18 protein-coding genes and 1 pseudogene are annotated in these 20,230 nt (G+C 71.2%); 9 read left to right on the top strand and 10 right to left on the bottom strand.

Annotation, left to right across the window (positions count from 1 at the left end):
• Positions 1-173 precede the first annotated feature (173 nt).
• The 4 genes from M6G65_RS12530 to M6G65_RS12515 form a co-directional block, all read right to left on the bottom strand.
• Positions 174-2,318, bottom strand: a complete 2,145-nt coding sequence (locus M6G65_RS12530) for a TonB-dependent receptor (protein ID WP_238195544.1) — start codon at positions 2,316-2,318, stop codon at positions 174-176.
• Between the two features lie 419 nt (positions 2,319-2,737).
• Positions 2,738-3,364, bottom strand: a complete 627-nt coding sequence (locus tag M6G65_RS12525) for a MarR family winged helix-turn-helix transcriptional regulator (RefSeq protein ID WP_238195545.1) — start codon at positions 3,362-3,364, stop codon at positions 2,738-2,740.
• 83 nt (positions 3,365-3,447) lie between these two features.
• A complete protein-coding gene (locus M6G65_RS12520; protein ID WP_192708877.1) occupies positions 3,448-3,837 on the bottom strand; it encodes a response regulator in 390 nt (129 codons plus the stop codon).
• A 133-nt stretch (positions 3,838-3,970) separates the two neighbouring features.
• A complete protein-coding gene (locus M6G65_RS12515; protein ID WP_250104239.1) occupies positions 3,971-5,236 on the bottom strand; it encodes an adenosylmethionine--8-amino-7-oxononanoate transaminase in 1,266 nt (421 codons plus the stop codon).
• A 163-nt stretch (positions 5,237-5,399) separates the two neighbouring features.
• On the opposite strand from M6G65_RS12515, the gene M6G65_RS12510 reads away from it, so the two are divergent.
• The 5 genes from M6G65_RS12510 to M6G65_RS12490 all read left to right on the top strand — a co-directional run bounded on the left by M6G65_RS12510 (position 5,400) and on the right by M6G65_RS12490 (position 8,444).
• Entirely contained in the window at positions 5,400-5,588 is a 189-nt protein-coding gene (locus tag M6G65_RS12510; RefSeq protein ID WP_250103999.1) for a hypothetical protein, read from the top strand.
• Positions 5,585-5,752 (top strand): hypothetical protein, encoded by a 168-nt coding sequence (locus M6G65_RS12505; RefSeq protein ID WP_238195547.1) that lies wholly within the window; start codon positions 5,585-5,587, stop codon positions 5,750-5,752. Before M6G65_RS12510 ends, M6G65_RS12505 begins: the two co-directional genes overlap by 4 nt.
• Before the next feature lie 72 nt (positions 5,753-5,824).
• Positions 5,825-6,949 (top strand): aminotransferase class I/II-fold pyridoxal phosphate-dependent enzyme, encoded by a 1,125-nt coding sequence (locus M6G65_RS12500; RefSeq protein ID WP_238195548.1) that lies wholly within the window; start codon positions 5,825-5,827, stop codon positions 6,947-6,949.
• A gap of 113 nt (positions 6,950-7,062) precedes the next feature.
• Complete coding sequence (locus M6G65_RS12495; protein ID WP_238195549.1) at positions 7,063-7,572, top strand: OsmC family protein; 510 nt, start codon at positions 7,063-7,065, stop codon at positions 7,570-7,572.
• 14 nt (positions 7,573-7,586) lie between these two features.
• Positions 7,587-8,444, top strand: a complete 858-nt coding sequence (locus tag M6G65_RS12490) for a class I SAM-dependent methyltransferase (RefSeq protein WP_238195550.1) — start codon at positions 7,587-7,589, stop codon at positions 8,442-8,444.
• Between the two features lie 119 nt (positions 8,445-8,563).
• On the opposite strand, the gene M6G65_RS12485 is transcribed toward M6G65_RS12490, so the two are convergent.
• Positions 8,564-10,162: a gamma-glutamyltransferase family protein gene (locus tag M6G65_RS12485; protein ID WP_250103998.1), complete on the bottom strand. Its 1,599-nt coding sequence runs from the start codon at positions 10,160-10,162 to the stop codon at positions 8,564-8,566.
• 400 nt (positions 10,163-10,562) lie between these two features.
• On the opposite strand from M6G65_RS12485, the pseudogene M6G65_RS12480 reads away from it, so the two are divergent.
• Positions 10,563-11,952: pseudogene (locus M6G65_RS12480) on the top strand (carbohydrate porin).
• Between the two features lie 57 nt (positions 11,953-12,009).
• Positions 12,010-13,545 (top strand): cation:proton antiporter, encoded by a 1,536-nt coding sequence (locus M6G65_RS12475; protein ID WP_238195553.1) that lies wholly within the window; start codon positions 12,010-12,012, stop codon positions 13,543-13,545.
• 34 nt (positions 13,546-13,579) lie between these two features.
• Here the strand turns inward: M6G65_RS12475 and gshB are convergent, their stop codons facing one another.
• On the bottom strand, positions 13,580-14,536 hold the full coding sequence (gene gshB / locus M6G65_RS12470; protein ID WP_238195554.1) for a glutathione synthase: 957 nt from the start codon (positions 14,534-14,536) through the stop codon (positions 13,580-13,582).
• Between the two features lie 46 nt (positions 14,537-14,582).
• Positions 14,583-14,873: a hypothetical protein gene (locus tag M6G65_RS12465; protein WP_192708869.1), complete on the bottom strand. Its 291-nt coding sequence runs from the start codon at positions 14,871-14,873 to the stop codon at positions 14,583-14,585.
• Between the two features lie 439 nt (positions 14,874-15,312).
• Here M6G65_RS12465 and M6G65_RS12460 point away from each other — a divergent pair, with 439 nt between their 5' ends.
• Positions 15,313-15,525: a hypothetical protein gene (locus M6G65_RS12460; RefSeq protein WP_238195555.1), complete on the top strand. Its 213-nt coding sequence runs from the start codon at positions 15,313-15,315 to the stop codon at positions 15,523-15,525.
• Between the two features lie 47 nt (positions 15,526-15,572).
• The gene (locus M6G65_RS12455; RefSeq protein WP_238195556.1) at positions 15,573-16,391 is read left to right on the top strand and encodes a hypothetical protein; all 819 of its coding nucleotides are present in this window, start codon (positions 15,573-15,575) and stop codon (positions 16,389-16,391) included.
• Positions 16,392-16,399: 8 nt separating this feature from the next.
• Here the strand turns inward: M6G65_RS12455 and M6G65_RS12450 are convergent, their stop codons facing one another.
• Genes M6G65_RS12450 through M6G65_RS12440 form a run of 3 tightly spaced genes read right to left on the bottom strand, consistent with a single transcriptional unit; the run spans position 16,400 to position 19,993 of the window.
• On the bottom strand, positions 16,400-17,023 hold the full coding sequence (locus M6G65_RS12450; protein WP_238195557.1) for a DUF1254 domain-containing protein: 624 nt from the start codon (positions 17,021-17,023) through the stop codon (positions 16,400-16,402).
• Positions 17,011-17,694 (bottom strand): DUF1214 domain-containing protein, encoded by a 684-nt coding sequence (locus M6G65_RS12445; RefSeq protein ID WP_238195558.1) that lies wholly within the window; start codon positions 17,692-17,694, stop codon positions 17,011-17,013. The genes M6G65_RS12450 and M6G65_RS12445 overlap by 13 nt, the downstream gene beginning before the upstream one ends.
• A gap of 4 nt (positions 17,695-17,698) precedes the next feature.
• On the bottom strand, positions 17,699-19,993 hold the full coding sequence (locus M6G65_RS12440) for a transglycosylase domain-containing protein (protein ID WP_250103997.1): 2,295 nt from the start codon (positions 19,991-19,993) through the stop codon (positions 17,699-17,701).
• Positions 19,994-20,230 lie beyond the last annotated feature (237 nt).

Genomic DNA, 20,230 nt, shown 5'->3' with positions numbered 1-20,230 from the left:
GTAGATCCCTGCTTCACCAAGCAACCGACAAGCGGACGCTCCACGCTTCTGCGAAGAGTAGAGAGCGGGCGAAACAGCGATGCCCGCTTCGATGCCAACCCCGTCCGGAAGCAGACAGGCCGAAATCCACCCGTCTCGGACAACACCACAATCAAGCGGCTTGACGTCAAATCCTAGAACCGCGCGGTCAGGAACAGCCGGACGTTCCGCCCGGGCAGCAGGATCTCGTCCTTCTTGAACGAGGTCGAGTTGCGGATGTCGTCGTTGAGCAGGTTGCGGCCCTGGAGTCCGAGGGTGATCTCGCTCGCGCCGTACACCGCTGGATCGACGGCCTTGGTGTAGCTGACCTCGGCGCGCAGGTCGTCCCAGCCTGGGGTCGGGGTCTCGAACACCGCGGTTGCGAGATGGTCGAACGCGTGGAGCAGGTTCACCCGGGCGAACCACCCGTCGGCCCGCAGGTAGACGCCGCCGCCGAGGCGGTAGGGCGGGATCCGCGGCACGTTGGTGCCGTCGTCGAACTTGGCGCGAACGAAATCGAACTGGGCCTCGATCCCGGCGAAGCCGTTGCCCACCGGGACGAGATCGTACTGGCCGATGATCTCGGCGCCGTAGAAGGTGGCGTTCTGCTGCTGGTAGACGATCTGCCGGTTTTCGGTGCCGGTGCCGCAGGAGGCGAAGTCGTCGTCGCAGGTGAGCCCCGTGTAGTTGCGGTAGATGAAGCCGGTGTAGCGCGTGTAGTAGCCGGTGGCGTCGAGGCGCAGCGGTCCCTCCGCGCGCCGGATGCTGGCCTCAAGGGTGCGGGCGCGCTCCTTCTTCAGATTCGGATTGCCGATCTCGAAGGTCGCGGTGGCGTCGTGCGGCCCCTGCGAGAACAGCTCGTAGCCGGTCGGCCCGCGCTCGACATAGGAGCCGGTCAGGCTTGCCACGAACCCGTAGGGCAGGTCCTGCAGGGCGCCGAGGCTGGCGCTCTTCGGGGCGAAGCGCCGGGTCCGCGCGTATTGGAACGGCTCCTCCCCGTCGACCGGCACGTAATCGGCGGGGAATTGGGCGGCCGTGCTCGACAGCCGGTCGACCTCGTAGCGCCCGGCGGCCTGCAGCCGCGTGCCGGGGCGGAGCTCCAGCTCCTCGAACAGGTAGACCGCGTTGGCGCGGGACTCGGTCTTGGGCAGGAAGGATTCGAGCTGCGTGTTGATCACGCGCCGGTCCGACTGGAAGCCGAGCGCGCCGGTCAGCTTGCCGAACTCCGTGAAGACCGGGACGTGCTGGAGCTCCAGGCGGCCTTCCGCCTCGCGGTTCTTGAAGATCGCCTGGACGCCCTCGATCCCATCCTCGCCGAAGCCGACCTCGTTGTGGCGATAGACCGAGTAGCCCGCCCAATAGCGGATCACCTCGAACGGGCCGTCGAGCGGGCGGTACTCGCCGCGGGACAGGACGCGGTCCTGGTTCGGGGTGAGCCGGGTGCGATCCTGCTCGGCCACCCCGCCGGGAATGGCGTAGACCGCGTCGTAATGGCTGAAGGAGATGCCGACGAAGCCGCGGTCGCCGATCGCCGAGATGCCGACCGCGCCGCCCTGCGACTCGTTGTAGGAGTTGCGCTGGATCCCGCCGGGGATCGCGTAGCTGTCGTTGGCGGTCCGGAACCCATCGGCATGGACCGCGACGCCGTCGCCGCCGGCATCCACGGTGGCCGCCCCGAGCCGGCCGTTATCCACGCTGGAGAAGCCGCTGGTGACCTGCCCCTGCACCCCGTTCGCCGGGATGAAGGTCGGCACCCGATTGTTGTCGGCCGAGACGACGCCGCCGATGGCGCCCGAGCCGTAGCGCAGGGTTGCGGGGCCGCGGATCACCTCGATCCGGTCGGCGACCAGCGGGTTTACCGGGACCGCGTGGTCCTCGCCGAGATCCGACACGCCGCCATTGACGATGCCGTTCTCCTGGATGCGCACGCGGGCGTTGTCGAGGCCCCGGATGATCGGGCGGGACGCCGCGCCCGGCGCGTAGGTTGTCCCGGAGATGCCCGGGCGATCGAACAGGGCATCGCCCAGCGTCCGCGGCTGGTCGCGGGCGATCTGGTCCTGCGTCACCACGGTGACCGGCGAGAACGTGTTGGTCGCCACCGGCAGGATCCCGACCGGTACCGAGGGATCCGGAATCGGCGCCGTGCGTGGGGCCTGGATCGGGCTCGGACTGGTGACGCTGATCTCGTCGAGCGCGACGGCTTGCTGCGCCCGCGCAGCGGACGAGGCCATGAGGCCGATGCCGACGGTCGAGGACAGGACCGTACCGGCCAGGAAGCCGAAGGAGCGCGCGAGAGGCATCGAGACTCACAGAGTGTTATATCGTTTCATTGTTCTGGCGCTCTGATCCGACGCAAGGGACAATCCGGCCGGACATCGATGGCGTGAAGAAACGTTACATCGTTGCAACAAGGGGTGCTTGGCGGAGGGGCGATCGGATCGGTCGAGCACCGCGATATGCGGGTCCGATGGCTTCGACGCCGGATCGTCTGACGCGGTCTCGGCGCGTCACCCCAAGGCCGCCGAGCGGAGTCCGTTAATCCAGACTCGCCGGGCGCACGATGTCGTGGCGCGTCGTCGGCTCCGGATGGCCTGCCTTCGGTGGATCGCTTCGGGTCCGGCCACGCCTGCGGCGTCCCGGAATGACGGCGTGGGACGCCGATCCTGCCGGCGGTGTCTGGCCGCTGCGGCGCGGAGCCGGCCCGGCTTGGCGGCGCCGGTCAGGCCGGCAGCCCCTCCGTCTCGTCCTCGGCCTCGATCTCGGCGTCGGCCTCGGTCACCTGACCGGACGCACCCGCCGCCTCCGCCAGACCGCGGGCGGCCTTGCGCAGGAGCTTGCGGAGACGGCGACGGTCGGTCTTGTCGAGATGGTCGAGCAGCTCGGCCTCGACCTCCTCCTGGATCCGCTCGATCGCCTCGGCCTTCGCCAAGCCCGCCTCGGTGAGCTGGACCCGCACCACGCGGCCGTCGCCCGACTCGGCCCGGCGCTCGACGATGCCGAGGGCGGCGAGCCGGGTCACGGTCTTCGAGGCGGTGGGGGGTCGCACGCGCAGCAGCGCCGCGAGGTCGCCCATGGTCATCGTGCCGGCCGCGGCCAGAGCCTGAACCACCTGCTCCTGCCCGGCGAACAGGCCGAGCTTGGCCAGCCGGTCGCCGGTGCGGGCTCGGTGCAGGCGCGCCGCCTGCACGAGCGCCCAGCCGATGGAGCGGACGCCCGGCGGCCGCATCCGCTTGGAGGACAGATCCGGGGTCGCCCCATCCCCATCCTGACGATCGCGTTTATGCTTGTCGCCCACCGGAGCGCCCGAGTTCGTGCCGGCGGCCGCCGGATGATCCTGAATCTGCACCGTCCGCCCCCGTCACCGGCCGCCCCAGACCCTGTGGCGACGACCGGTGACGCTGCGATGACGGGACCGGACCAGCCGGCCGTTCAGCAGTGCATGAGGCGCTGGAGCCGGTCCAGGATATCCTCGCCCGTGCAGGGCCGGGCGATGAAATCGGCGTGCTCGGGCATGCGGGCCGGGTCCGGTGCCGCCCGCCCCGAGACGATCAGGATCGGCAATTGCGGGCGCGCTTCCGCCACCGAGCTGGCGAGGTCGAAGCCGTCCGTCTTGCCCGAGAGCTGCACGTCGGTGACCAGCCCGCAGATATCCGGGCGCGCCTGCAGGATGCTGAGCGCCCGCTCGGCGGAGGCGCACTGAACGGTGTCGTAGCCGCCTTCCTCCAAAACGTCCCCGAGGTCCATGATCGTCAGCGCCTCGTCCTCGACGAGGAGGATGACCGGCCGATCGCCGCTTGAACCCGTCTGCTCGCTCGCCACTGTGTACTCCCTCTGGCAGCGTCCGGCCGCGCGGGCCGCCGCACGCGTCTTCAGCCGTAGGCCCAACGGCAGAAACGGTCCCGGGTTGCAGCCGAGTCCGGCGCCCGCACCCCATCGATGGAACAATCCGACGTCAGGCCATTGCGGAAGCCTGCTCGGTCACGACCGCCGCGACCGCGTCGATCAGCCGGTCGAGATCGGCGCCCGGAATGGTGAGCGCCGGCGTGAGGTAGACGATGTCGCCGAACGGCCGCACCCAGACGCCCCTGTCGAGGAGCCGGGCCTTCAGGAGCGCGAGTTCGGGCGGGCGCGCGAACTGCACCGCCCCGATCGCCCCGAGAACCCGGACCTCGGCCACGCCGGGCACCTGCCGCAGCGGCGACAGACCGTCCCGCAGCCGGGCCTCGATGGCGCGGGCCTGATCCAGGCGCGGCTCGGTCTCGAACAGGTCGAGGCTGGCATTGGCCGCCGCGCAGGCGAGGGGATTGGCCATGAAGGTCGGCCCGTGCATGAGCGCGGCCGCCGGATCGTCGGACCAGAACGCCTCGAACACCTCCGTGCGGGCGATCGTGGCGGCGAGCGCCATCGTGCCGCCGGTGAGCGCCTTCGACAGGCACAGGATGTCGGGCACGATCCCGGCCTGCCCGCAGGCGAACAGGGTGCCGGTGCGCCCGAAGCCGGTGAAGATCTCGTCGGCGATGAGCGGCAGACCGTGGGCGCGGGCGAGCCGGGCCACGGTGGCGAGCACCTCCGGGGGGTGCGTGCGCATCCCGCCCGCGCCCTGGACCAGTGGCTCGATGATCACGGCCGCCAGGGTCTCGCGATGCGCCGCCAGCGCCGCATCGAGCGCCTCGGTCTGCACCCGAGTCCGCGGAAGGTCGCAGAACAGCTGCGTCGGCAGGTAGGCGCCGAACCGGCGGTGCATGCCCTCCTCGGGATCGCAGACCGACATCGCCCCCATCGTGTCGCCGTGATAGCCGCCGCGGAAGCTCAGCACCTTCGTCCGTCCGCTCACGCCGCGGTTGAGCCACATCTGCGCGGCCATCTTCAGGGCGACCTCCACGGCCACCGATCCCGAATCGCTGAGGAAGACATGGTCGAGGTCGCCGGGCAGAAGCGCGGCCAGCCGTGCCGCCAGCCGCTCGGCCGGCGCATGGGTCAGGCCACCGAACATCACGTGGGGCATGCGCGCGAGCTGGTCAGCCACCGCGCCGGCTATGTGCGGGTGGTTGTATCCGTGCACCGCGGTCCACCAGGAGGCGATGCCGTCGGCGAGTTCGCGGCCGTCGGCGAGCACGACGCGGCTGCCGTGCGTGGCCACCGCCTCCAGGGGCGGGGCGGCGACGCGCATCTGGGTGTAGGGCCGCCAGAGATGGGTGCGAGACGAATCGAGCGCCATGACCTGGGGATGCGCGGCTTGAGCAGCATCGGTCAAGCAGGCCTCAATGGCTCCCGCCTACCGACGGATCCGCTACGATCCGGAGCGTGAGGTCTGATTCCCGGTCGCATCATCAGCGATGAGCTTGATCCACAATGAGCGCACGAAACTCTCGGCCACGGCGTTGAACGGCACGGCCGTCGCGTCGATCGCGGCCGGCTTCATCACGCCGCTGGCCGCAGTGTCGTTCGGCGTGCCCGGCGCGGGCGCCCGCGGGGCATTCACGACCACGCTGTTCGCGTTCGCTTGGCTTGCCGTTGGCGGCATCCTACATCTGACAGCGCGATACCTGCTCGGGAGCCTGCGGGAATGAGCTGGTCCGATCTTTATCTGATGGCCCTCGGGCCGATCCTCGCCCTGGCGGCCGGCCTCTTCATCTACCTGTCGGCGACGATGGGCCCGTCGAATCGCGACCCGACCTCGATCGGAACCGGCGAGGGGCGGGGAGGCGTGCCGCGGCCAGGAAGACGTCGCTAGCGCCCATGCGGCCACGGGAGGAGGGCCGGTCACCTTGACATCCGCCGACGCGCGCGGCCCATCGCCCATCCAATGGACAGCCTCGACGCCTTCGCCCGCGGGAAACTCGACGCCCTTGAAGCCGGCAGCCTGCGGCGTCGCCTGACGCCGACCGAGCGCGGCCCCGGCGCCGCGGCGGCGCGCGGCGGCCGGACGCTCGTGTCGTTCTCCTGCAACGACTATCTCGGCCTCTCGCACCATCCCCGCGTGATCGCCGCCGCCCAGGCGGCGGTCGCGGCCCACGGCGCGGGCGCCGGCGGCTCACGGCTCGTGACCGGCGATCATCCGTATCTCGGCGCGCTGGAGGCGGGGCTCGCGCGCCACAAGGGCGCCGAGGCCGCCCTGGTCTTCGGCAGCGGCTATCTCGCCAATCTCGGCATCACCCCGGCGCTCGCCGGGCGGGGCGACCTCGTCCTGCTGGACGACCTCTCCCATGCCTGCATGTGGGCCGGGGCGCGGCTCTCCGGGGCGCGGGTGCTGACCTTCCGCCACAACGATCCCGGCGACCTCGCGCGGACGCTCGCCGAGCACCGCGCCCAGCATGGACGCGCCCTCGTGCTCACCGAGCGGGTGTTCAGCATGGACGGCGACCGGGCGCCGCTCGGCGACATCCTGGGCGTCGCGCAGGATTTCGACGCCTGGACGCTGGTCGACGACGCGCACGGGATCGGGGTGGTCGAGGACGGGCCGCGGGCGCCGCTCGAGATGGGAACCCTGTCGAAGGCGCTGGGCTCCTACGGCGGCTACCTCTGCGCCTCGCGCCCGGTGATCGAGCTGCTGACGAGCCGCGCCCGCAGCTTCGTCTACACCACGGGCCTGCCCCCGGCCTCGGCCGCCGCCGCCCTGGAGGCGCTGGCGATCCTGGAGGCGGAGCCCGAGCGGCGTGCCCGGCCCCTGGCCCTCGCCCGACGCTTCACCGCCCGGCTGGGCCTGCCCGAGGCCGAGAGCGCGGTGGTGCCGGTCCTGATCGGGGAGGCCCAAGCCGCGCTCGAGATCTCGGCGGCCTTGGAGGCCGCCGGCTTCCTCGTCGTGGCGATCCGCCCGCCGACCGTGCCGACGGGGACCGCGCGGCTGCGGGTCGCCTTCTCGGCGGCCCACGACGAGACACAGGTCGATGCCCTCGCGGCGGCGGTGGCGGCCCTCACCGGCCGCGCCTGACGGCCGCTTCCCGTCAGCCCCGCCGGCACCTATACCGGGCTCCGGCGGAGCGCGCGGCGTTCCGCAACACCCGTCACCGACGAACGGGCGAGCAGGATCGAGAGGACGACGCCATGGATGCCAGCGCGCTGCGGGCCCTTCAGGCTCCGATCAAGGACAAGTACCGCACCGCGCCGGATTCCGCGGTCATCACCCTGAAGGCCAAGGGCACGCTGGACGACACCAAGATCGCCTGCAAGGTCGAGACCGGCCGCGCCCTCGCGGAGGCGGGCCTGCATCCGGCCACCGGCGGATCGGGCGCGGAACTGTGCTCGGGCGACATGCTGCTTGAGGCGCTGGTCGCCTGCGCGGGCGTGACGCTCAAGGCGGTGGCGACCGCCCTGGAGATCCCGCTGCGCGCCGGCACGGTCAGCGCCGAGGGCGACCTCGATTTCCGCGGCACTCTCGGGGTCGACAAGGAGGCGCCGGTGGGCTTCCGCAGCATCCGGCTGTTCTTCGAACTCGACACCGACGCACCGGAGGACAAGCTCGCGCAGCTCCTCAAGCTTACCGAACGCTACTGCGTGGTGTTCCAGACCCTGAACCACAAGCCCGAGCTGTCGGTGGCCACGACCACGACCTGAGAGCGGAGGGCATCATGGCGGGCGGCATCACCCAGACCGAGTACTGGAACGGCGAGGTCGGCACCCGCTGGGCGCGCAACCAGGCGGTCCTCGACGCGATGTTCGTCCCGTTGACCGAGGCCCTGTTCGCGCCGCTGGCGCTACGCGAAGGGGCGTCGGTCCTCGACATCGGCTGCGGCGCGGGGGCGACGACCCTGGAGGTCGCGCGCCGGGTCGGGCCCGGCGGCCGCGTGACCGGCGCCGACATCTCGGCGCCCCTGCTGGCCGTGGCGCGGGATCGCGCGGCGGCCGAGGCCCCCGGAGGCGCCGCAATCCAGTTCATCGAGGCCGATGTCGAGACCGTCGATCTCGGCCGCTTCGATCATAGTCTTTCGCGCTTCGGCATTATGTTCTTTCCCGATTCAGCCCGCGCCTTCGCGAACGTTCGCCGGATGCTCAAGCCGGGCGGCCGGCTGACCTTCCTGTGCTGGCGCACCCTGCCCGAGAACCTGTGGGTGAGCGTGCCGCGCGACGCGGTGCTGCCGCTGCTGGCGGAGATCCCGCCGCCGCCGGAGCACGACACGCCGGGGCCGTTCCGCTTCGCCGATCCCGACCCGCTGGTCGCCCTGCTGCGCGGCACCGGTTTCGACAGCGTGACCTGCGATGCGGTCGACCGGGACATCGTCCTCGGACAGGGCGAGACCGACGCGGCGGCGACAGCGGCCGCCACCCACGTCTCCCTGAACCTCGGTCCGAACTCGCACCTCGTCCGCGAGGCCGCGCCGGATCTGCGGGCGCGGGCCGAAGCGGCGGTGACCGAAATCCTCCGCGGTCACGCTGCAGGCGGGACCGTGCGCCTGCGCGCCGCCTGCTGGCTCGTTCAGGCCGAATAGATTCTGCGCTGCTAATTCATTCGGTCTGGGCCGTTGCGTCGAGCCGACCGTCTTTGCGAGCGGAACGACGTGATGACGGAGCGCGTGACACGCGCCGAAGGAACCGACCGGAAACGGTCTCAGAGCCCCAGCGCGCCGCCGTCCGAGCGTGGATCGTGGGTCGCCTCGATCCGCCCGTCGCGGGGATGCCGGACCAGCATCCCCGCATGCCCGAGGGAGTCGATGTAGGAGCCGCCCAGTTCCTCGATGTCATGGCCGAGGCGGCCGAGCGCCGCGATGCAGGCCGGATCGAACCGGTCCTCCACCTTCACGCTGAGCGAGGGCGCGCCCCAGGTCCGACCGTAGAGGAGGCGCGGCGCGTCGACGGCATCGGCGACCGACATCCCGTAATCGGCGTAGCGGGTGAAGATCTGGGCCTGGAATTGCGGCTGCCCGTCACCGCCCATGCTGCCGTAGCTCATCACCCGTCCGTCGTCGAAGGCGGCGATGGCGGGAATCAGGGTGTGGAACGGCCGCCGGCCCGGCTCCAGCGGGTTCACGGCCTTCGGGTCGAGGGAGAACGACATGCCGCGGTTCTGCCAGCAGATGCCGGTGGCCGGCAGCACCGTGCCGGAGCCGTACTCCCAGTAGACCGACTGGATGTAGGAGACGGCGAGGCCACCCCGGTCGATCGCCCCCATCCAGACCGTGTCGCCGTGGCCCGGATCGGGCAGGGGCACGCGGGCGGCGCGGCCCATATCGGCGAGCGCCGCCTCGCGGGCGAGCCGCTCCGGGGTCAGGAAGGCGGCCGGGTCGTGCCGCAGGCGGCCGAAATCGGTGACCACCCGGTCGCGGATCGCGAAGGCCCGCTTCGTCGCCTCGATCAGGCCGTGATAGTGGGCGGTGGTCTCGGGCTCCGTGACGTTCAGCCGGTCGAAGATCCCGAGGATCAGCAGCGCCGCGAGCCCCTGGGTCGGGGGCGGGAAGTTGTAGAGCGTCGCGTCGCGGCGGCGGATCGACAGGGGCGCCCGCTCGGCCGCCGCGAAGGCCTCGAGATCCGCCCGGGTCACCGGCGCGCCGAGGCGTTCGAGATCGGCGGCGATCTCCCGGCCGATATCGCCGCGGTAGAAATCGCCGAGGCCCGCATGGGCGAGCTGTTCCAGGGTGGCGGCGAGCCGGGGAAGGGTCCGGATCTCTCCGGCCGGGTAGGGTTTTCCGTCCTTCAGGAAGGTTTTCGAAAAATTCGGCGCGTCGTGGAGGGTGTCGAGTTCCTGGGGCACGTAGCGCGCCTCGGAGGGTGAAACCGGGACGCCGTCCCGCGCCTGCTTGATGGCATCTGCGAGAAGCGTCTCCAGGGGCAGCCGGCCGCCGAGCGCCCGGGCCAGCTCCAGGGCGAGGCGCCAGCCGCCGACCGCGCCGGCCACCGTCACCATGGCGTCGGGGCCGCGCGCGGGGATCGCGTCGTACTGCTTCTCACGGTAGCGCTGCATCGTGGCGAGGCGCCCGGCCGGGCCGCAGGCCTCGATGCCGCGCACCCGGCCGCCGCGTTCGCGCACCAGCCAGAAACCGTCGCCGCCGATGCCGTTCATGTGCGGGTAGACCACCGCAATCGAGGCGGCCATCGCCACCATCGCCTCGATGGCGTTGCCGCCCTGGGCCAGCACCGTCTGGCCGGCCTGGGCGGCCAGGCTGTGCGGCGCGGCGACGGCGGCGGTGGAGAAGACGGGGGTCTCGGGCATCGGCGGTCCTGTGGTGTACCAGCCGCAGGGTTAGGCGAGCTTGTGCATCCTGCAAAGTCCGGACGTATCCGGGCTGTGCACCGTGCTATGCTGTGCTCATGTCGGGATCGATTGCCGAAGCGGCGGAGCGTGGGGTGTCGATCCGTCCAACCCGCTCGCTCATCCTGAGGTGCCGCGCAGCGGCCTCGAAGAAGGGCTTCAAGGATCGCTCCGCCGTCCGGACGTCTCCTGCGAGGCTTCCGCTGCGCCGCGGCACCCCAGGATGAAGGGGTGGACTGGATCCGCCGGCTCCCTCACCGGCGAAGCTCGCATCGCGGAGTCCAGCAACGCGCGCCGGAACAGCGCCCGCACGCTCCCGACCCGTCTCGCGGTTGGCCTTGGCCTTCTGGTCACGCCGGCCATGGCCCAGCAGCAGGTCCGGACCGCGTTCGAGGGCGCGGGCGCCGATCCGCGCGTCTCGGTCTCCCAGCCGGAGACCACCAGCCGCCTCCGGCGGCTATGTCCGCTCGGTCGAGCCTTATCTCGGGCCGCTCGGCGACCCGCTGGGGATCCGCCCCGTTCTGAAGGAACGCGGCATCGAGTACAGCCTGACCTACATCGCCGACGTGCTCGGCAACCCGGTCGGCGGAGTCCGGCAAGGTGCGATCGTCGAGGACCGCCTCAACCTGCGGCTCAACCTAGACCTCGACCGGCTCGCGGGCTGGCAGGGCGCCACAATCCACGCCAACGCCTATTTCATCCACGGCACCGGCCTGTCGCGCTACTATGTGGGCAACCTGCTCACCACCAGCGTCATCGAGGCACTCCCGTCGAGCCGGCTCTACGTGCTCTGGATCGACCAGAGCCTGATGGACGGCCAGCTCGGAATCCGGATCGGCCAGCAGGCCGCCGATACCGAGTTCTTCGTCAGCCAGACCGCGACCCTGTTCGTGAACTCCACCTTCGGTTGGCCGGCCATCACCGGGCTCAACCTGCCGAGCGGCGGCCCGGCCTATCCGCTCGCGGCGCCGGCGATCCGCGCCAAGTACGTGCCCGGCAACGGCTTCTCGCTGCAGGTCGGGCTCTACGACGGAGATCCGGCCGGCGCGAACCGTCCGGGGGACGACCCGGAGGCGCAGCGCCTCGACCGGACGGGCACCAATTTCCGCCTCCACGACCCGGCCCTGCTGATCGCCGAGGCGACCTACGCGTACAACATCGCCCCCGAATCCAGGGGCCTGCCGGGCGACATCACCCTGGGCGGCTGGCAGCATTTCGGCCGGTTCGACAGCCTGCGCTTCGACATCACCGGCGTGCCGCTCGCGGACCCGAACGCCACCGGGATCGGGCGGCCGGTGCGCGGCAATGCCGGCCTCTACGCGATCTACGACCAGACGCTCTATCGGGAATCGGGCAAGGACGACGAGGGCCTGGGCTTCTTCGTGCGGGCCGCATGGTCGCCGACCCGCTCCAGCCTGATCGACGCCTACCTGGATACCGGCCTCGCCTATAAGGGCCTGTTCGACGGCCGCGACGACGACACCATCGGCATCAGCCTCGCCTACGCCCGCATCAGCGACGAGGCCCAGCGGGCCGACCGGGACACGATCCTCTATACGGGCCTGCCAATGCCCCGCCGCCGCGCCGAGGCGGTGATCGAAGCGACCTATCAGGCCGTCGTGGTCCCGGGCTTCACGGTGCAGCCGGATGCTCAATACGTCATCCGCCCGGGCGCCGGCATTGCCGGTCCGGACGGCCGGCGGCTGCGCAACGCGGCGGTGCTCGGCCTGCGCGCGACCGTCCAGTACTGAGCCGGCCTGCGACGGCTCGACCGGGAACGCTCGCACGACCCCGCCTCTTTCAGAGGCATGTTGATCTTCGAGTGGGTCGTCGGCGTGCTGTTCGGCGCGGTCCTGTTGGCCGGGTTGGCGCGGCGGCTCGGGGCGCCCTATCCGGCCTTCCTGGCGCTCGGGGGCGTCGCCCTCGCCTTCGTCCCAGGCGTACCCAACCTGCAGCTCGATCCCGAGCTGGCGCTGGCGCTGTTCCTCGCGCCGGTGCTGCTCGATGCCGGTTTCGACGCCTCCGTCCGGGACATGAAGGAGAACTGGCGGGCGGTGCTCGGGCTCGCGGTCGGCGCCGTGGTGGTGACGACGCTCGCCGTGGCCTTCGTGGCGCGGCTCGTCGTGCCCGACATGCCGCTCTCCGCCTGCATCGTGCTCGGGGCCGTGGTCGCCCCGCCCGACGCGGTGGCGGCCCTGGCCGTGCTCAAGCATGCGCCGATGCCCCATCGCCTCGCCACGATCCTGCGCGGCGAGAGCCTGCTCAACGACGCGGCCTCGCTGCTGATCTACCGGCTCGGCGTCGCGGCGGCGATGGCCGGCAGCTTCCACCCGGCCGAGGTGGCGCCGATCTTCCTGCTCGGCGTGGTGGCGAGCCTCATCGTCGGCCCCTGTCTCGGCCTCCTGTTCGTGGCCGTCACGCGGCGCGTCACGGACCCGGCGAGCGCGATCGTGCTGCAATTCGTGGTCGCCTTCGGGATCTGGCTCGCCGCGGAGCGGCTGGAACTGTCCGGGGTGCTGACCATCGTCAGCTTCGCGGTCACGGTCGCCCGACGGGCGCCGGGCACCACGGCGCCGCGCGCCCGAGTGATCTCCTACGCGGTCTGGGACACGGCGGTCTTCGTGCTCAACGTCCTGGCCTTCGTGCTGATCGGCATCCAGATCGACCCGATCCGGGACCGGCTGACCGGCGGGGACGCGTGGCAGGCCCTGATCCTCGCGGCCGCGACCTTCGCCACCGTGGTGGTGACGCGCCTCGCCTGGGTGCTGCCGACCACCCGGATGCGCGGCCTCGGCATCCGCCAGGCGGGGGCTCCGGCGCGCCTCGGGCCCGGGCTCGCGATGTCCTGGGCGGGCATGCGCGGCATCGTCACCGTCGCGGCCGCCCTGGCACTGCCCGCCGAATTCCCGCACCGGGATCTCGTGGTGTTCACCGCCTTCTTCACCGTGCTCGGCACCCTGATCGTCCAGGGACTGACCCTGCGGCCGCTGCTGGCCCACCTGCGGCTGGAAGACGACGATCCGGTGGGCCGCGAGACCGGCCGCGCCCGGGCCGCCGCCTACAAGGCCGCCCTGGACAGCCTCGCGGACGCCGAGGACGAGCCGGCGACCGATGCGCTGCGCGCCGAATTCCGGGCGGCGCTCGCCGAGGCCGAAGAACACGAGGAAGGCTTGGCGCCCGAAAGCCTGCCGGCCGATGCCGCCCGGCGCCGAGCGGTCGAGGCGGCCCGCGACGCGGTGCTGGCCCTGCGCCGGAAGGGCCGGATCGGCGACGACGCCTATTTCCTGCTGGAGGAGGAGTTCGATTGGGCCGAGCTCAGCGCGACGCCGCGCGCGGAGACGTGAGGGCGGCGCGGATCGATCGCGCAGCGCAGGGCGATCAAACGCCCTTTCGGGCCGCGACCCGCGCCTCGATCGCATCCCATACCGCCACCGACAGGTCTGGGCCGCCGAGCCGCTGGATCGCCCGGATGCCGGTGGGGGAGGTCACGTTGATCTCGGTGAGGTGGCCGTCGATCACGTCGATCCCCACCAGGATCAGGCCGCGGCGCGCCAGCGCGGGGCCGATCGTCGCGCAGATCTCGCGCTCGCGCTCGGTCAGTTCCGACGCCGAGGCGGCGCCGCCCCGGACCATGTTCGAGCGGATGTCGTTGGCGGCCGGGACGCGGTTGACCGCGCCCATGGGGACGCCATCCACCAGGATGATGCGCTTGTCGCCCTCGGTGACCCGGTCGAGGTAGCGCTGCACCACCCAGGCCTCCCGGAAGGTCGTGGCGAACAGGTCGAACATGGACCCGAAGTTCGGATCCTTCTCGGTGACCTTGAAGACGGCCGCGCCGCCGTGCCCATGGAGCGGCTTCATCGCCACGGTGCCGTGCTCCAGCCGGAACGCCTCGATCTCCGCCTTGTCGCGGCTGATCAGGGTCGGCGGCATCAGCTCGGGGAAGTCGAGGACGAACAGCTTCTCGGGGGCGTTGCGGACCTCGAACGGATCGTTGACGACCAGCGTCTCCGGATGGATCCGCTCCAGCATGTGGGTGGCCGTGATGTAGGCCATGTCGAAGGGCGGATCCTGGCGCATCAGCACCACGTCCGTCTCCGCAAGGTCGATCCGCTCCGGCGGCGTCAGGGTGAAATGCGCGCCCTCGACGTCCTGGACGGTCAGCCGCTCGACCCGCGCGGTCACGCGCCGGCCCTGCATCGAGAGCCGGTCAGGCGTGTAGTACACGAGGGAATGACCCCGCCGCTGGGCTTCCAGCAGCAGGGCGAAGGTGGTGTCACCCGCGATCCGGATATTCTGGATCGGGTCCATCTGAACGGCGACGGTCAGGCTCATCCAATACGCCCCTTGCCGGCGGCGGGATCCTCGACCGCGCGCCGCCTCAATCGTCGGACAGCGACTTGCTGCCCGTGCGCTTGTCGTAGTCGCCGATGGCGGAGCGGCATTCGGGCGAGAGGCGCTTACGGTTGCGCATCATGCAGCGGTCCGCGTCCTGGCTGTTCGGGTCGACGCCGGCGCAGAGGCGGAAGTAGTCATTCGCACAGCCAAGCTGCAAGCCCTGGTCCTCGCGTTGGGCGTAGGCGGGGCCGGCGCTGAGCGCGAGCAGCGCCAGCGCCGCCGTGGCCAGGCCGCGGCGGGAGAAGCGCAGGGATCGTTCCGGAACCAGTCGCATCCAGCGGTGTCCTCAAATTTCGCTCGGGCGGAGAACCGACGTGGCGGTCCCCCCTCCACCCGCGTCCGGCATATCGGTCGCGACAGGCGCTAGGCAAGCACCGGAGGTCCACAGGGGTTCCGCACGAGGCCGTTGCGGCCGCGGCTCGCCGGGCTGTGCCCTCCAGGACGCAGGATGGTTCGCGCCGGCGAGAAAAAGGCCCCGCCCGGGACCGGGCAGGGCCTTGAAGTCGAAGGGAGGAAACGCCCGCCATGGGCAGATCCACAGTCGCAAGTCGCGCGCCAACTCGCCTGCACGCCCGTCTGGACCCTGGTCCGAGCCGTCGAGCCCCGGAAAGACTCCGTTAACCATGGCGTGCTGGATTGTTTCCGTAGCCCTTGCCGACGCCCTCCGCAGGGCCCGGGCCGGATGCTCGGACCGCCGACAGGAGCCGGAGACCATGACGCTTTTCAAACCACAGGAGATCGGCTGCCCCCGTCTGCCCGCACAGGCGATCGGCCCGATGCGCGAATCGACCGCAGCCGCCTCGGCGGTCCTCATCCCGTTTCCCGGCCCGGAGGCGCGACGGACCTGCCGCATCCCGCGCTCCGGCGAGCGGCGCGGCGAGATCCTGCTGTTCCTCGGCGTGCGCTACGAGCGCCTCGCCTCCTGAGCGGGCGGATGCCCGGACGGCCGCGCGACGTCTCCCACGGTTCTCTCATGCCAGTCCCGGACAGAAGGCGTATCACCCGCTTCCGCACGGCAGCCTGCCTCCTGCCGACCGGCATAGCCCTGGCCCTGCTCGCGGCCTGCACGCAGAGCGGCGATTTCGGGCGGCCGCGGACGGGCGTCTGGAACGGCCTCATCGACACCACGGGCAGCTTCAGCACCCATGACCGCGGACGCCTGCTGCTGGACTCGGGCCTGACCGACGACGAGCAGGCGCTGCGCGACCGCGCCTGGCGCTTCGTGCAGCCCGCCAGCACCTTCTCGGCCTTCCAGGACGCCGTGCTCGGCCTCGCGAGCGCCCATGCGACGCCGGCCACGTGGCGCGTCGAGGAGGTCGGCGCCTATTACGCGACGCTGACCGCCGCGCCGTCCCGCTCGCCCGTTTCCCGCTATCGCCAGCTCGGCGACGACGCCACCGCGGATGCCCGCCTGATCCCGATCTTCACGGCGCTCGCGGCCCGGGTCATCGACGCGGATGCCGCCCGGCTGCGCAGCCTGCCCTTCGCCAAGACCTTGAACGATGCCGACATCCGGCTGGCCGCGCAGCGCGTCGCCGAGAACCGCTGCCTCATCGCCTGGGTGCGGGTCGAGGCCGGGCTTCGGCTCGCGCGTTACCGGTTCGCCCTGGAGCACCTGTTCGCCGAGGCGCCGGCCGCCGAGTCGGTCGGGGCGGAGCGGTCGCTGACGATGCTGGCGGCCCGCCGCAACCTGCTCGACCCGCTCCTGCCGCCCGACGCCGCGGCGCGATGCGGCCTGGAACCTGTCCCGCTCCCGGTCGCCCAGGCCGGCCCGCTTGTCGTGAAGGACTGAAGCCGCCGCTAGCGGCCGGTGCCCTTGCCGGACGTGTCCTTCGACGTGTCATCCGTCGCCGTGTCGGTCGAGCAGGAGACGGCCTGGACCGCGGCATTGGCGGCCGGGCGCTGGCTCGGCAGGCCGGCGATCACCCGCACCACCACGAAGCCGCGATTGTCCGGCGCGACGATGCGCACGTCGCGGCTCGGGTCGTTCTCGTCATCGTCGGCGAGCGCCTCGTCGAACTGCGCGCGGGTGAGGATCACGAGGTCGAGGGCGCCGCGGACCGCCGCCTGATCGGTCACCGCATAGAAGGCGCCGCGCCGCGCATGGGCGGCGAGCGACAGCGACAGCGGACCGGTTCGGGCCGAGACGCGCATGGGACCGTCGGTCAGGTCGTAGGCGCAGACGCCCACCGCCACCGCCGGATCCGGGATCGGCAGCCAGGCCTCTGGCGGGGAGGGGTCGTCGCCGGTGGCGACCGTGTAGATCGGCTGCGGATGCTCCAGACTCTCGCTGGTGCGGGCGCGCGAGACGGCATCCGTCTCCGACAGGTGCGGGATGGCCAGGACCGCCGCGATGTGGACGATGCCGGCGATCACGAGCCCGAGCAGCGTGGCGTAGACGAAGCGCAGGCTCACGAGGCGCATCCCAGGCGGGTGATGGCCGGCACCGAGGTGCGGTCGAGGGATCCGACGCTCGCGGCGGCCGGTGTGTCGTAGAGGCGCAGCGCCAGCCGCACCGGGCCGCTCGCCCGGGGGCTCGGGAGCCAGTTCCCGGGCTGGACATCGGGCCCGAGCATCACGGTGAATCGTCCATCGGGCGTCCGCAGGACCTCCGTCGAGGTGAAACCCTCGCGCACCGGCGGACGACCGGGCTCGCGCGGGCCGCGGCCCGCCACCGTGAGCGTCCAGGCGCGGGCCGGGGGCGTCGCGCCGCCGATCTGGTAGGTGCAGGTGGCATCGAGGGCTCGGCCCGTATCGTCCACCGCCGCCGTCATCAGCAGGCCCTCGCCGACCGCGAGCGGGATCTCGCCCCGCCGGGCATTCACTGCCCGCGTGTACGGATCGGCATTCGCCGCGCCGGCCCGGGGCCATGCGGTCCAGGCGCCCACCTGTACGCCGCCGAACGGATAGCCGCCGCTCGTGGCCCAGTCGGCTGTGGCGAGGCCGAGGGCGCCGCCGAGCGCCAGGGCGTAGACGGCCAGTCCCGCCACGGAGCTCTTGCGCCAGAGGCGGGCGACGAGCCGCACGGCGCCGCTACGCCGGGGCCCCTCGACCGCCGACATGCGGCCGAGGGCTTCGGGAATCGCGAGCTTCATGCGCTCACCGCATCTCGATGAAGCCGCCGGCCGAGCGGCCGCCCTCGGCGACCGCACGCGGCTGGCCCACCGGCCCGGCCGATGCCCGGTCGTCGGGCTTCTTTCCGGACTTCGGATCCGCGGCGCCGGACCGAGCTGCGGGATCCGCGGCGGGCGCACGGTCGACCGTGCGGAACAGGCCGTTCAGGCCGCTGATGACCTCGAAGGAGCGGCGCGAGAGCTTGCCGTAGGCGCTGGCATTCGGGTCGGTCGGGGCCGTCGGGCCGCCGGAGGCCTGCTGCTGGGCGGCGCGCGGGCTGTCCTTCAGGCCCGGCAGCCCCTTGATCTCGATGCCCTGGTGGGCCGGCTCCATCACATCGTGCCAGGTCTGGGCCGGGAGCGAGCCGCCGGTCAGCTTGTTGGTCGAGGTGTGGTCGTCGTTCCCGAACCAGACCGCGCCGACGTAATTGCCGGTGTAGCCGACGAACCACGCGTCCCGGTAGGCGTTCGTGGTGCCGGACTTGCCCGCGACCTTCACGCCCTCGAGCTGCGCCCGCTTGCCGGTGCCTTCCTCGACGACCTTGTTGAGCATGAAGTTCATGTCGGCCACGACCTGAGGCGAGAGCACCCGCTCGGGCGCCTCGTCGGCGTGCCGGTAAATCACCTCGCCCGAGGAGTTCTTCACCTCCATGGCCGCGTAGGGCTTGGCCCGGAAGCCGCCGTTGGCGAACACCGCGTATCCGGCCGCCTGATCGATCACCGTCACCTCGTCCGAGCCGATCGGCATCGAGACCGTGTCGATCAGGTTCGAGGTAATGCCCATCTTGTGGGCCAGTTCGGTGATCTTCGCGCGCCCGGCCTTGGCGGCCCGGGCCTCGTGGCTGATGCCCATCGCCTTGCCCAGCGCGATCGAGATCTTGATCGGGATGGTGTTGATCGACTTCGCCACGGCGAGCCACATCGGCACTCGGCCGGCGTAGGAGCGGCCGTAATTCTGCGGGCACCAGTTGCCAATGCAGACCGGGCTGTCGACGACCGTCGTGTCGGGCTTGAACAGGCCCGAGGCCAGGGCTGCGGAATAGACGTAGGGCTTGAACGATGAGCCGGGCTGGCGCAGCGCGTCCGTGGCACGGTTGAACTGGCTCTCGCCGTAATCGGCGCCGCCGACCATGGCGCGCAGCGCCCCGTCGGGGTCGAGGATGACCATGGCGGCCTCGCCGACATCCATGGCGTCGCCGGACTTGCGCAGGATGTCGGCCACCACCTCGTCGGCGCGCTTCTGGACCGCGAGGTCGAGGGGCGTCTTCACCGTCAGCACGCGGTCGTTGCGCAGCTTTCCGGCGTCGGCCATGCCCTTGATCTCGCCGAAGGCCCAGTCGAGGTAGTAGTCTGCGGTGATGTCGCGGGTGCGGGTCACCGGTGTCGCCGGGTTGCGCAGGGCCGTCTGGATCTGGCCCTCGGTGACGAAGCCGGCCTCGACCATGTTATGCAGCACGTCCGCCGCCCGGGCGCGGGCCGCCGGCAGGTTGACGTGCGGGGCGTACTTGGTCGGCGCCTTGAACAGGCCCGCCAGCATGGCGGCCTCGGCGAGGCTGATGTCCTTGAGCGGCTTGCCGAAATAGTAATCCGCCGCCGCCACCGCGCCGAAGGTGCCGCCGCCCATATAGGCCCGGTCGAGGTAGAGCTTCAGGATCTCGTTCTTGGTCAGATGGCTCTCGAGCCAGAGCGCCAGGAACGCCTCATTCACTTTTCTTTCGAGCGAGCGCTCGTTCGTCAAAAACAGGTTCTTGGCGAGCTGCTGGGTGATCGAGGAGCCGCCCTGCGTGCCGCCGCCGCCCTTCGAGTTGTTCACGAGCGCCCGGAGGGTGCCGATCGGGTCGATGCCCCAATGCTCGTAGAAGCGCCGGTCTTCCGTTGAGACCAGGGCCTTGATCATGATGTCGGGAAACTCGCCGAGTTTGAGCGAGTCATCGTGCTTGATGCCGCGGCGCCCGACCTCGGTACCGTAGCGGTCGAGGAAGGTGACGGCGAGGTCCTGCTGCTTCAGCCAGTTCTCGCTGGTGAGCTGGAAGGCGGGCTGCGCCAGTGCCAGCATCAGTACGGCGCCTCCAGTGCCGATGGTGACGGCCTCGCTGGTGAGGTCGAGGGCGACGCGCTTCCAACCGCGCACCGCGAAGCGGCTCATGACACGCTGGAAGCGCTCGTAGGCCTCGCCGGTGGACTGGCCGCCGTCGTACAGGCTGGCATTGACCCAGGCGTCGAACGCGAGGGCGGCGCGTTCGAAGCGGATCTTGATCTCGGTGAGCGTCGGCAGGCGCACGATGTCGAACCCGGCTTGTCGAGCGCCTCTGCGGCGGATGGTGACGCACCCGCGCCGCCGGCGCGAAGCCTGCGCCCGGACCACCGCGCGGCGCTCCCGTCCATAGCAGGATCCGGAACCGTCGGCGAGGCTCTGCGCAGTCTCGCGAATTGCCGCGGACGAGCTTGGGCATAACGCGCCAGGGTGCGATCGGGTCGCACCGCTGTGCCGAACGGGCTTGGAGCCCATCGACCCCCG

Origin of the sequence: Methylobacterium tardum (assembly GCF_023546765.1) — a bacterium.
Classification (GTDB): domain Bacteria; phylum Pseudomonadota; class Alphaproteobacteria; order Rhizobiales; family Beijerinckiaceae; genus Methylobacterium; species Methylobacterium tardum.
Note: the sequence above shows the minus strand (reverse complement) of the source record. Positions and strands in the feature narration are given on the sequence as shown.

Bases quoted from the DNA above. Each gene is read 5' to 3' on its own strand.
- M6G65_RS12530 (WP_238195544.1), bottom strand. From the start codon at position 2,318: ATGCCTCTCGCGCGCTCCTTCGGCTTCCTGGCCGGTACGGTCCTGTCC.
- M6G65_RS12515 (WP_250104239.1), bottom strand. From the start codon at position 5,236: ATGGCGCTCGATTCGTCTCGCACCCATCTCTGGCGGCCCTACACCCAG.
- M6G65_RS12505 (WP_238195547.1), top strand. From the start codon at position 5,585: ATGAGCTGGTCCGATCTTTATCTGATGGCCCTCGGGCCGATCCTCGCC.
- M6G65_RS12500 (WP_238195548.1), top strand. From the start codon at position 5,825: ATGGACAGCCTCGACGCCTTCGCCCGCGGGAAACTCGACGCCCTTGAA.
- M6G65_RS12495 (WP_238195549.1), top strand. From the start codon at position 7,063: ATGGATGCCAGCGCGCTGCGGGCCCTTCAGGCTCCGATCAAGGACAAG.
- M6G65_RS12490 (WP_238195550.1), top strand. From the start codon at position 7,587: ATGGCGGGCGGCATCACCCAGACCGAGTACTGGAACGGCGAGGTCGGC.
- M6G65_RS12485 (WP_250103998.1), bottom strand. From the start codon at position 10,162: ATGCCCGAGACCCCCGTCTTCTCCACCGCCGCCGTCGCCGCGCCGCAC.
- M6G65_RS12475 (WP_238195553.1), top strand. From the start codon at position 12,010: ATGTTGATCTTCGAGTGGGTCGTCGGCGTGCTGTTCGGCGCGGTCCTG.
- gshB (WP_238195554.1), bottom strand. From the start codon at position 14,536: ATGAGCCTGACCGTCGCCGTTCAGATGGACCCGATCCAGAATATCCGG.
- M6G65_RS12465 (WP_192708869.1), bottom strand. From the start codon at position 14,873: ATGCGACTGGTTCCGGAACGATCCCTGCGCTTCTCCCGCCGCGGCCTG.
- M6G65_RS12460 (WP_238195555.1), top strand. From the start codon at position 15,313: ATGACGCTTTTCAAACCACAGGAGATCGGCTGCCCCCGTCTGCCCGCA.
- M6G65_RS12455 (WP_238195556.1), top strand. From the start codon at position 15,573: ATGCCAGTCCCGGACAGAAGGCGTATCACCCGCTTCCGCACGGCAGCC.
- M6G65_RS12450 (WP_238195557.1), bottom strand. From the start codon at position 17,023: ATGCGCCTCGTGAGCCTGCGCTTCGTCTACGCCACGCTGCTCGGGCTC.
- M6G65_RS12445 (WP_238195558.1), bottom strand. From the start codon at position 17,694: ATGAAGCTCGCGATTCCCGAAGCCCTCGGCCGCATGTCGGCGGTCGAG.